We start from the raw sequence: 11,771 nt of genomic DNA, 5'->3' as shown, positions 1-11,771 counted from the left end.
ACGTGCGTCGCACGATGCATATAAAAAGAAATCCTCGATCACAAGTAAACTTGTGTCGAGGATTTCTTTTTATATACGCCGTGCTTGTGCTAGACGCTTACATTCCAGCCTGAGCTGCAACTTCTGCTGCGAAGTCGTCAACTTTCTTTTCGATTCCTTCACCAGTCTCGAAACGAACGAATTTTGTAACTTTAACGTTTGCACCGTTCTCTTTTGCTACCTTATCAACGTATTTTCCTACTGTAAGGTCGCTGTCCTGAACGTATACCTGATCAAGCAGACAGATCTCTTTGAGCTCTTTGTTCAGACGTCCGATGATCATCTTCTCGATGATGTTTTCCGGTTTCTCCGGGTTCTCTTTCTTAGCCTGAGCGAGAAGGATCTCTTTCTCGTGATCAAGGTAATCCTGAGATACTTCCTCACGGGATACATACTTCGGAGACATAGCTGCTACCTGCATAGCTACGTTCTTCAGTGCTGCTTTGATCTCGTCGTTAACAACATCTGTGTCAGCAACAACAAGAACACCGATACGTCCGCCACCGTGGATGTAAGGAACAACCACACCGTTGTCTGCTGCAACTTTCTCGAATCTTCTGATGTTCAGGTTCTCTCCGATAACTGCGATCTTCTCTACGAGAGCATCTTTTACAGTCTTTGTTGTATCAGCTTCCCAAGCCTCTGCCATAAATGCATCAAGATCAGCTGCTTCTGAATCTACTACCTGGTTAGCAACTGCTTCTACGAATCCCTGGAACTCGTCGTTCTTTGCAACGAAGTCTGTCTCAGAGTTTACTTCTACGATTGCAGCAACTTTGTCATCTTTAACAACTGTCTTAACGATACCTTCTGCAGCGATTCTTCCAGCTTTTTTCTCAGCTTTAGCCTGTCCGTTCTTTCTAAGGAACTCTACAGCTGCGTCCATATCTCCGTTTGTCTCAGCAAGCGCTTTTTTACAGTCCATCATTCCAGCGCCTGTCATTTCTCTTAACTCTTTTACCATTCCTGCTGTGATTGCCATGATAATTTTCCTCCATTATTCATAATGTGTGTGTCACTGTAAGCAGTAACATATGCTTTTCTCTATAGAACTATTTCTATAAAGTAAAATGCTTCAACCTGATAATCAGGCTGAAGCATTTTCTTTCATATCAAGAACTGATATTACTCTTCTACAGCCTCTTCAGCTTCAGCTGCTTCTGCAGCCTCCTCGTAATACTCATCCTCAGCTGCACCCTGGTTTGCTTCGATAACAGCGTCTGCCATCTTAGAAACGATCAGTTTTACAGCTCTGATTGCATCATCATTACCTGGGATTACGTAATCCAGTTCTTCTGGATCACAGTTTGTATCACAGATACCGATCAGCGGAATTCCGAGTGTGTGTGCTTCCTGTACACAGATTCTTTCTTTCTTAGGATCTACGATGAAGATAGCGTCTGGCAGTTTCTTCATGTCTTTGATTCCGCCAAGGTTCTTCTCAAGCTTTGTCCACTCTTTTTTGATTTCGATAACTTCTTTCTTCGGAAGTACTTCGAATGTTCCATCTTCTGCCATTCTCTCGATGTCTTTCAGACGTTTGATACGGCTCTGGATTGTCTTGAAGTTTGTAAGCATTCCTCCAAGCCATCTCTCGTTTACATAATACATTCCGCAACGCTCAGCCTCAGCTTTGATTGCATCCTGTGCCTGTTTCTTTGTTCCTACGAAAAGAACTGTACCGCCTTCTGCAGCGATGTCAGAAACAGCCTTATATGCATCGTCAACCATTCCTACAGATTTCTGCAGGTCGATGATGTAGATACCATTTCTCTCTGTGTAGATGTATGGAGCCATCTTAGGGTTCCATCTTCTTGTCTGATGTCCAAAATGAACACCTGCTTCCAATAACTGCTTCATTGAAATAACGCTCATGTTATTCTCCTCCATTTGGTTTTTTTCTTCCGTATGTTTTACTCTCCTTCGCAACCGGACGAAACTCCTGTCTCGACTTAGGCACCTTGGAAGGAATCCACATACGTGTTTTTTAGCAACGTTCATAGTATAGCATAAAACAAGGGACGTTGCAAGAACTTTTTCCCACAACACCCCCATTTTTCAACATTTTTTGTTATTGTTCGTACTATGTACGACCAACAGCCATTTTTATCCCCCTACACAACAAAATGTGAATTTCCTATTCCTATACCAGCTGAAACGCTTTCAGCACATACAGCCATCCTGTCAACGTGAATGCACTGAACAATGTTGTCAGCATCACTACACTTGATGATAAAACTCCTTCATGTCCCATATTCTTTGCCATAACAAAACTGCTTACTGTTGTTGCAGATCCAAGCATTACAAGGATTGCAATCAGTTCTTCCTGACGGAATTCCAGTTTCACAGCAATCGGAAGAAAAATTGCCACAAATACGATCAACTTCATAATTGTTGCTGTCACAGCCGGTTTGATCTTTCCAAGTGCTTTCCTAAAATCAAAGGTAGCTCCCATTGCCATCAGCCCCATTGGTGTGGACATTCCTCCAATACTTGTCACCGTTTTGTTGAGAATTGCCGGCATCGGGATCTTGCAGGCTGACCAAATCAGACCAGCCACGATTCCAATGATAATTGGATTGGTTACGATTCCCTTTAACGTTTTCATCCATACAGCTTTATCAATTGCTTTTCGTTCCGGATGGAAAAAGGATAACACGATAACTGCCATCACATTATAAAGTGGTACACTTCCAATGATCATAAGTGGCGCCATCCCTGCATTTCCATAAATATTCTGGATAAATGCAATTCCAAGAAGTGCTGCGCTGCTCCGGTAAGAAGCCTGTATAAATTCCCCTTGGATTGAACGGTCTTTCCAGATGCAAGATACCAGTGCAGCAATTGTAATACAGATAAATGTTACTACAAAGCAGAAAATCACAAATTTGATATTCCACACTTCTTTAAAATCAACCTTTGCCAGGTCACCAAACAACAATACCGGCAATGGAATCAGAAAGACAAATTTATTCATCTTTGCTGCAAACTCTTCATCCATCCAACCAAGCTTTCTGAACAGCATTCCAAGTACCATCATCAAAAAGATCGGTACGGTTGCATTCAGACTAAAAACTAAATTTTCCATTCTTCTCACCAGTCCCCTACTCTGTACGAAGCGCTGTCACAGGATCACTCTTTGCTGCTTTCTTTGATGGGATCAGTCCACCAAGTAATGTAAGGACAACACTTAATAAAATCAGTATGATTGCCGGAACAATCGGCAGAACTGCATTTACCTTCGCATTATCCGCCACACTGTGAATGATCGCATTTCCCGGAATCAGAAGTAACAAAGTCAGTCCGATTCCGATCAGTCCTGCACAAAGTCCGATAATAAATGTCTCTGCATTAAATACCTGTGATACATTTCGCTTTGACGCACCGATTGCTCTTAATATTCCAATTTCCTTCTTCCGCTCAAGCACACTGATATAGGTAATAACACCAATCATAATGGAAGATACCACAAGAGAAATTGCTACAAATGCAATCAGCACATAACTTATCGTATCTACGATTGTTGTGACAGAGGACATTAAAGTTCCAACTACATCGGTATAAGTAATGACCTGCTCATCCTTCCCTTCTGCCTCCATCCTGCTATTATAATCGTCCAGAATTTTTGCTACTTGTTCCTTTCCTTCAAAATCCTTTGGATAAATGTTAATAGCAGACGGGACTGCAAAATCTACATATCCCAGTTCCTGCAGATTACTATCATAAGAAGCCAAGCCTTTCCCACTCATCGACATCATAAGCTCCGCCAGATCATCTTCCGTCATATTCATCTGAAATGCGTCTGCAAATGCTGTCGGATCAATCTGCATTGCATTTCCGAGGCTGTTCTGAAGCTGCGTTCCTACATTGGTCATCATCTGTTTCATTGCAGATTCAAGCCCAGTTGTCATCTGACTGACAATCTGTGTCATTGCAGAGGACACCTGTGTCTCAAGTACCTGACCTATCGCATTTCCCATAGTCCCCATTGCCTGATTCATATAATTTCCGATGATTTTTGACACCTGGCTTTCCAGCTGATCCATATCGATCATTGCTGACAGACCTTCCTGAAACTGCTTCTTTCCATCATCTGTTTGCAGATAAGCCATGAAATGTTCTCCCATCTTAGACGGATCCGGAAGACCATTCTCTGAAGCATATGCCAAATAACCTTTCACAAGATCATCTGATAGTTTCTCAAGCTGTTCCGGTGTTATCTCAATCTTCGGATCTTCCGGCATAACTTCTGACATCCAATCTGAAATTATTTTCTTCGCTTCATCCGTCTGAAGATATTCCATCAAATATTCATCAAATTGATCCGGATCTGTATATCCTTTTTCCGTAATATACTGTTCGTATCCGGCCATAATATTTTTGATCAATTCCTGTATTTTCTCGGTTGTAATCGTCACAGTTCCGCTTGATTTCATGATATCTTTTATATTATCAGAAATAATCTTTTTTGCTGCATCCGTCTTAAGAAATGCTGTAAAATCCTCTCCAAGACCTGAATAATCTGCCTCTGGATGTGTCTTTGCATACTCCTGATATCCCGTCAGCAGTCCACAAGCCATCTGTTTCATACCATCCGGTGATACCTTCAGATCCAGATTCGAAACGATCTCTCCCAGATTCATCTGCGGCATTCCGGAAAGATCTAAGTTCAGAGAATCTGGATTCACAAGTCCCGACAGATCCAGTGTATTACTTCCTGTCTGAAATGCTTTTGACAAATTCATAGACTCACTGAGATTTAACGAATTCCCAAAATCCAGAGAATTTCCTAAATTGTTCATCGCACTTGCGTCAAATCCAAATGCTTTCTGCAGTGCTGCTTCGTCAACCGTAAATAAAGAATCCATGGAGAATCCATTTTCACTGTCTTTCTCTCCGAATTTTTTATTTGTAAATACGTTAACATCCGGATTTGCCAGCTGCTGTTTCACAATCTCACTTTTTGCTGCCTGTTCTGCCACATGTTTCGTCAATGATGTCGGATATGCAATTCCCGGACTCAGAGAGGAGGCTTTCGCATCTTCAGCGGGTTTCACAATTCCAACCACGGTAAGATCTTCCCCATTCGCTACAAGTGATTTCATATAATCTTCATTATCCGTCTTATCTTTCCAGACCTGATACTGACTATCATATTCATAATACTCAGAACTGTTCACAAGCTTGAACTTTGTTCCGATAATATCATCATAAGAATAGGTTCCCAGATCATCCGGTGTAGTAACATTTTCCTCTTTCATAAAGGACTGGATCATCTCATCAAGCTCCAGCGGATCACGAAGTCCCAATGTATAAAGCATAAAATCACTCATTCTGCCATTCGAAGTCAGAACCACAACACATTCATTATATTTTTCTGGCCAATGACCCTTTTCCACTTCATACTGATTTTCATAAAGTTTACTGCTCTCCGGCATCTCATAAAAAACATCTGTACTCATCATAGATGACATCATACTATTCGTACTTATAGAAGAACCCAATCCCATAGCAGAAAAGGATTGATCTGGATTCACCTGACGGATACTGTCTTTATTTTCTTTATAAATCTGCGGAGAAACGCTGTACTTATATTCTATAGCATTCGTATATTGTTCCACTCCACTCTTGCCAGTATCAAGATACTTCTTCAAAGCACCAAGGTCATTTGAATCCATTGTGGAAAACATATTCGTCACCATCTGAATTACTTTAACCTGATCCTTTGACTTTTTCTTTGTATCTGACTTCTCTTTGTCTGTTTTTTTATCATCCGCAGAAGCACTGTCCATCCCGACCATCATGGATGTCAGATCAAAGCCTGTACTTTGTATCTGCAGCGGATATTCTGAAAGTGTCTCTTCCTCTACGTTCTGAATATATTGATTCACACCTGTAGATAGAGACAGAATTAATGCAATTCCGATAATTCCGATTGAACCTGCAAATGAAGTCAGAAGCGTTCGTGCCTTCTTTGTCTTCAGATTGTTAAAGCTCAAAGCTAATGCTGTCAGAAATGACATCGAGGATTTTCCCATATTCCTGTGTTCTGCCGCTCCCATCGTCGTTTCATCTACTTCAAACGGATCTGTATCTGAACGGATCACACCATCTTTTAATGTAACGATTCTTGTCGCATACTGCTCTGCAAGCTCCGGATTATGTGTAACCATAACAACCAGACGGTCTTTCGCTACTTCCTGAAGAAGATCCATGACCTGCACACTTGTATCACTGTCCAGTGCACCTGTCGGTTCATCTGCAAGCAGGATATCCGGATCATTCACTAATGCCCGGGCAATCGCAACACGCTGCATCTGTCCTCCGGACATCTGACTTGGGCGCTTGTGAAGCTGCGCACCTAATCCAACCTTTTCAAGCGCTTCTGTCGCACGTTTCCTTCTCTCAGACTTGCCAATCCCCGAAATCGTAAGTGCCAGTTCAACATTTGCCAGAACAGTCTGATGCGGAATCAGATTATAACTCTGGAAAACAAATCCTATCGTATGATTACGATAAGAATCCCAGTCTCTGTCTTTATATTTCTTCGTTGATATTCCATTGATGATCAGGTCTCCGCTGTCATACCGATCCAAACCGCCAATGATATTCAGAAGCGTTGTCTTTCCCGAACCACTCGGTCCCAGAATAGCAACAAATTCATTATCTCTGAGATTCAGACTGACATCATCCAATGCTTTCTGTATCAGATTACCTGTTCGATATTCCTTGCAAATATGTTGTATCTGAAGCATGCCTTCTCTCCTTTTCCAATCACTATTCAGCCATTATTTTACTATTCTACACCCTGCTTGGATGAATTGTCATTCACTTTATAAGGATTTTTCTTGATTTCTATACATTTTTTCCATAATGTGGTTAGATAGTATGTAATACACGAGAGCATTGAAGGAATTTATCATGAAAACATATAAAAAACCTGTTATTTCCGTTGATACAGGCCTTGCTGAAGGAGTATACGCTGCAAGTGGTGCAACTATAAAAACTGCCAGCAGATAAATTTCTACTGGCAGGAAAAATTTATATTTTTTCAATTGTCTTCTTAACATAATCCTTTAATTGCTTCTATTGTTCGGGTATATTCTCGTTCTACTTCTTCAAACATCTCTGTAGTGTTTTCTTTGATTTCTTTGTCTCGAAGCTCTTCTGTTAATGCTGAGCTGACCTCGAATAACTTTGTAAATCCAAGATTCATGCACACGCCTTTCAATGTATGTGCACTTCGGAATGCGAGTTCTGCATCCTGATTTTCAAGTCCTTCTTTTAATCCCTGGAAACTTGTATCATCCAAAAACTTCAATACAAATTTACGGACCAGTGTTTCACTTCCAAGTCTTCTCATCACATCATCATAGTTACTATCCATTACTTCATAGCATTCTTCTAAATTCATTTTTGTTTACTCCTTAATTTTCTTTTATTTCAATAGTCCCATTAATTCTTCAAAACAGACACCATCCGTCAACGGAATTTCCATTTCAATTGACTTTTGTATGCACTTCTTTATAAATGCGGATGCCTTTCGGACAGATTTTGTAAATTCCACTCCATTAACTGCATCTGCTGCAATGATTGCAGAGAAAATATCTCCCGTACCACATCTGGAATGTCCTACTTTATGTGTACGGATCATCTCGTATCCTTTGCTTTTTTCATAGCACAGGTTGGACACATACGTTTTCTGTGGAATTCCTGTAATCACAACTTTTTCTGGTCCGGTCTGCACAATCTGTTCTGCCATCTTTGCCAGCTCTCTCGTTGTCCACCGTTCCTTATATGGTGTTCCTGTCAGGATACATGCCTCTGTCACATTTGGAACAACTACATCCGCATAGCGGACTAATTGAATCATCTGTCTGCACATTTCTTCCGTATAAGTCGAATATGCCTCCCCATTGTCCCCCATCACCGGATCGATCACAGCCACTGTATTCTCGTCTCTAAAATACTGGATAAACTCACTGACAATCCGAATCTGTTCTGCTGATCCCAAAAACCCAGTACAAATTCCTTCGAACTTCAGATCCAGCTTCTTCCATTGTCCAATATATGCTTCCATATTTGATGTATAATCTGTAAAATAATAATCTTCATATGCGGTATGATTTGAAAAAATCGAGGTAGGCACTGCACAACACTGCACTTTCAGCATTGAAATAATCGGCATCTGTACCGCAATTGAGCATCTGCCAAAGCCTGTAAAGTCATTGATCAGCGCAATTTTTTTCTGTTGATTATGATTCTGCATCATTCTATTCCCTCGTTTCTTCTATATAAATAGATATACCAATTTAATTTAATTACAATATGTCATAGATGTCAATATTTCTTTTTACTATTTTCTTTCACCTTCTGTGTAACTGCCTTTTCTACTATAATAATTTCTTATTAAATAATATCTGATTTGTTTATGATACCTCAAAAACATTCTGTTTTTTTTACTTTTCACTCAACGTATTCCACAATCACTCTCTTTATTTTTCCGTTGTTTTTATACAAAAAACACAATTTTCCACTTTTTCCCTTCTTCAATGATTTTTCACACCTCTCTTCCCACGTTTTCAGCCCGCTTGACAGTTTCCCCTAAAAAGTGTACGGTTACGTTGTAAATTCTAAGAAAATTCTATGAGGTGAAAAAATGCAGGAATTAAAACCAATCAAAGAAGGTAAAGTTCGTGAAATTTATGATAATGGAGACAGCTTAATCATGGTTGCTACAGACCGCATCAGCTGCTTTGACGTGATTCTCAACAATGAAGTTACAAAGAAAGGAACTGTCCTGACTCAGATGTCCAAATTCTGGTTTGATCTGACAGAAGACATTCTTCCTAACCACATGCTCTCTGTTGATGTAAAAGATATGCCGGAGTTCTTCCAGCAGGAAAAATATGATGGAAAATCTATGATGTGTAAGAAACTCGAAATGCTTCCGATCGAGTGTATCGTTCGTGGTTATATCACTGGAAGTGGCTGGGAAAGCTATAAAGAAAACGGAACTGTTTGTGGAATCACACTTCCGGAAGGATTAAAGGAATCTGACAAACTTCCTGAACCAATCTATACGCCTTCCACAAAGGCTGAAATCGGAGATCACGATGAGAACATTTCATTCGAGCAGAGCGTTGATCACCTTGAAAAATATTATCCTGGAAGAGGACGTGAACTCGCTGAGAAACTTCGCGACAACACAATTGCTCTCTATAAGAAATGTGCCGAATATGCTCTGAGCAAAGGTATCATTATTGCAGATACAAAATTTGAGTTCGGACTTGATGAAAATGGAAATATGGTAATTGGAGATGAGATGCTCACTCCTGACAGTTCCCGTTTCTGGCCTGCTGACGGTTATGAAGCCGGACATGGACAGCCATCTTTTGACAAACAGTTTGCCCGTGACTGGCTGAAAGCAAATCCGGACAACGACTGGACACTTCCACAGGAAATTGTAGATAAGACGATTGAGAAATACCTTCAGGCATATAAGATGCTGACAGGAAAAGATCTGGATAAATAAGATTTCATAAAACAAACAGGGACGAAATGAACCGCTTAACAAGCTTTTCATTTCGTCCTTTTTTACTACATTTCTGTAAAAAGAAAACGAGGATCAACTCCTCGCTTTCTTCTGGTTTTTAGTTTGTTGTTTTCACCCTACCTGTGTGATCTTTTGTGATTGCTTTGATTGCAAGCAGAACTCCAATCTGCAGAGCAATTCCGATCACGAGACAGATGACTGCATTCTGCAAGATACCTGCGATCACATATGTAATACAGGAAACTGCTGCTACAGTCATTGCATATGGAAGCTGCGTGGATACATGATTTACATGATTACACTGCGCTCCTGCGGATGCCATGATTGTTGTATCTGAAATAGGTGAACAATGATCTCCGCAAACTGCTCCGGCCATACAAGCTGAGATTGAGATGATCATCATTGTCTCGTTCGTACCCTGGAATACTGCAACTACGATTGGAATCAGAATTCCGAATGTTCCCCAGGAAGTACCTGTTGCAAATGCAAGGAAACATCCTACAAGGAAGATGATTGCTGGGAGAAGGTTCATCAATCCGCCTGCTGCTGAATTCATTACAGAAGCTACGAACGGAGCTGCTCCGAGACTGTCTGTCATTGCTTTCAGAGTCCATGCGAATGTAAGAATCAGGATAGCCGGAACCATTGCCTTAAATCCTTCCGGAATGCAAGCCATAGAATCCGAAAAACGAAGAACTTTTCTTACTGCATAAAAAACAATTGTGATCACCATTGCAAAGAAACTTCCAAGCATCAGTCCAACCGATGCATCACTTCCGGAGAAAGCCTCTACAAAGCCTGTTCCTGAGAAGAACCCACCAGAATAAATCATACCAATGACACAGCATACAATAAGTGACAGAATCGGGAATACAAGATCGATTACTTTTCCTTTATTGTAAATCGCATTTTCGGATGTATTTTCAAATGGTCTGTCTCCTGTTGTAAAAAGATCCCCTTCAATCGCATTTTTCTCATGCGCCTTCATCGGACCATAATCCTCTTTTGCAAGAACCAGTGTTACCATCATTATAACTGTAAGAATTGCATAATAGTTATATGGGATTGCACGAATAAAAATTGAAAATCCATCCTCCCCTTTAACAAATCCTGTTACTGCTGCTGCCCAGGAAGAAATTGGTGCAATAATGCAGATTGGCGCTGCTGTAGCATCGATCAGATATGCGAGTTTCGCACGGGATACATTGTGGCTGTCTGTTACCGGACGCATAACGCTCCCAACTGTAAGGCAGTTAAAATAATCATCAATAAAAATCAGCACTCCAAGTGCGATTGTTGCAAGCTGTGCACCCGCTCTTGTCTTGATATGCTCTTTCGCCCAGCGTCCGAATGCTGCAGAACCACCGGCTTTATTCATCATACATACCATAACACCAAGAATTACCAGAAATACTAGAATACCCATATTGTAAGAATCTGTAAGTACTCCCACTACTCCATCCTGAAATACATGTAAAATTGTAGCTTCCGGTTTAAATCCTGACCAAAATGCACCTCCGATCAAAATTCCAACGAATAAGGAGCTGTAAACTTCCTTTGTAATAAGTGCCAGTACGATTGCAACGACCGGCGGCACCAGAGACCAGATTGTTGCATAGAGCTGAGGTACATACTCGGCAGATGTATCTGCGGCAAATACTGTTGTTGAACTACAGCACAGAATGAGCAGAGACATCAGAAACACATACCCCATTTTTCTTTTGTTTCTCATTTCCTTTTTTCCTTTCCTGTAAACTTATGTTTGTTAAGTTTGTGTGTAAGCATAGTGGGTTTTGCCTGGGATTCTCTAAACGCAAAAAATGCCATAGGCACTCTCTGCTGGTGAGTCACCCATGGCATAATAATTCTAGCGTCATCGATAGCTCTCCACACCTGTGACAGTCCGGCGTATCTTCTACATCCGGCCCAGGAATCATATCTGGGAATATCATTCCTTCGGCGGCTTCTCCTTTCTCTCACTGACAGTCTTCCCAAGACTCTCGTCAGCGGGTACTCATATCACCGCGCCTCTATCAAACGTTACTATATTATCACATTCTATTTAAAAAAGCCAGACTTATTTTATAATAGTTTTCATTTTTATATTTCTACATTTTTATTAAACTCCTATTAAATAAAGTAATAGCTGTCAATACTCTCATATCAACAGCTATCA

The 11,771-nt window shown here is 40.7% G+C and carries 8 protein-coding genes and 1 riboswitch; of the genes, 1 reads left to right on the top strand and 7 read right to left on the bottom strand.

The genetic code is table 11. From position 1 onward, the window contains the following. Nucleotides 1-97: 97 nt before the first annotated feature. The 6 genes from tsf to LI162_RS05100 all read right to left on the bottom strand — a co-directional run bounded on the left by tsf (nucleotide 98) and on the right by LI162_RS05100 (nucleotide 8,311). Entirely contained in the window at nucleotides 98-1,021 is a 924-nt protein-coding gene (gene tsf, locus LI162_RS05125; RefSeq protein ID WP_055156339.1) for a translation elongation factor Ts, read from the bottom strand. A gap of 143 nt (nucleotides 1,022-1,164) precedes the next feature. Then, entirely contained in the window at nucleotides 1,165-1,914 is a 750-nt protein-coding gene (gene rpsB, locus LI162_RS05120) for a 30S ribosomal protein S2 (RefSeq protein WP_015528801.1), read from the bottom strand. 268 nt (nucleotides 1,915-2,182) lie between these two features. Further along, nucleotides 2,183-3,127 carry an AEC family transporter gene (locus tag LI162_RS05115; protein WP_055156341.1) on the bottom strand — a complete coding sequence of 315 codons (945 nt, stop codon included), beginning with the start codon at nucleotides 3,125-3,127 and terminating at the stop codon, nucleotides 2,183-2,185. Nucleotides 3,128-3,143: 16 nt separating this feature from the next. Further along, nucleotides 3,144-6,794: an ABC transporter ATP-binding protein/permease gene (locus LI162_RS05110; protein WP_020437175.1), complete on the bottom strand. Its 3,651-nt coding sequence runs from the start codon at nucleotides 6,792-6,794 to the stop codon at nucleotides 3,144-3,146. Nucleotides 6,795-7,102: 308 nt separating this feature from the next. Then, complete coding sequence (locus tag LI162_RS05105; protein WP_020437176.1) at nucleotides 7,103-7,453, bottom strand: Hpt domain-containing protein; 351 nt, start codon at nucleotides 7,451-7,453, stop codon at nucleotides 7,103-7,105. Nucleotides 7,454-7,477: 24 nt separating this feature from the next. Continuing rightward, nucleotides 7,478-8,311 carry a pyridoxamine kinase gene (locus LI162_RS05100; protein WP_020437177.1) on the bottom strand — a complete coding sequence of 278 codons (834 nt, stop codon included), beginning with the start codon at nucleotides 8,309-8,311 and terminating at the stop codon, nucleotides 7,478-7,480. A 387-nt stretch (nucleotides 8,312-8,698) separates the two neighbouring features. Between LI162_RS05100 and LI162_RS05095 the strand changes: the two genes are divergently transcribed. Then, entirely contained in the window at nucleotides 8,699-9,574 is an 876-nt protein-coding gene (locus tag LI162_RS05095) for a phosphoribosylaminoimidazolesuccinocarboxamide synthase (RefSeq protein WP_015528795.1), read from the top strand. Nucleotides 9,575-9,692: 118 nt separating this feature from the next. Here the strand turns inward: LI162_RS05095 and LI162_RS05090 are convergent, their stop codons facing one another. After that, nucleotides 9,693-11,327 (bottom strand): Na+/H+ antiporter NhaC family protein, encoded by a 1,635-nt coding sequence (locus LI162_RS05090; protein ID WP_226871199.1) that lies wholly within the window; start codon nucleotides 11,325-11,327, stop codon nucleotides 9,693-9,695. 140 nt (nucleotides 11,328-11,467) lie between these two features. Beyond that, a riboswitch (Lysine riboswitch) is annotated at nucleotides 11,468-11,636 on the bottom strand. Between the last annotated feature and the right edge of the window lie 135 nt (nucleotides 11,637-11,771).

It is taken from the genome of Mediterraneibacter sp. 210702-DFI.3.120 (assembly GCF_020561005.1).
GTDB lineage: Bacteria > Bacillota > Clostridia > Lachnospirales > Lachnospiraceae > Mediterraneibacter > Mediterraneibacter faecis.
The sequence above is the reverse complement of the archived record's forward strand: the minus strand, read 5'-3'. Positions and strand labels throughout refer to the sequence as shown.

What these genes read in the sequence shown, in the direction of transcription:
- rpsB (WP_015528801.1), bottom strand. Translation starts at nt 1,914, where the DNA reads ATGAGCGTTATTTCAATGAAGCAGTTATTGGAAGCAGGTGTTCATTTT.
- LI162_RS05095 (WP_015528795.1), top strand. Translation starts at nt 8,699, where the DNA reads ATGCAGGAATTAAAACCAATCAAAGAAGGTAAAGTTCGTGAAATTTAT.
- LI162_RS05100 (WP_020437177.1), bottom strand. Translation starts at nt 8,311, where the DNA reads ATGATGCAGAATCATAATCAACAGAAAAAAATTGCGCTGATCAATGAC.
- LI162_RS05115 (WP_055156341.1), bottom strand. Translation starts at nt 3,127, where the DNA reads ATGGAAAATTTAGTTTTTAGTCTGAATGCAACCGTACCGATCTTTTTG.
- tsf (WP_055156339.1), bottom strand. Translation starts at nt 1,021, where the DNA reads ATGGCAATCACAGCAGGAATGGTAAAAGAGTTAAGAGAAATGACAGGC.
- LI162_RS05105 (WP_020437176.1), bottom strand. Translation starts at nt 7,453, where the DNA reads ATGAATTTAGAAGAATGCTATGAAGTAATGGATAGTAACTATGATGAT.
- LI162_RS05090 (WP_226871199.1), bottom strand. Translation starts at nt 11,327, where the DNA reads ATGAGAAACAAAAGAAAAATGGGGTATGTGTTTCTGATGTCTCTGCTC.
- LI162_RS05110 (WP_020437175.1), bottom strand. Translation starts at nt 6,794, where the DNA reads ATGCTTCAGATACAACATATTTGCAAGGAATATCGAACAGGTAATCTG.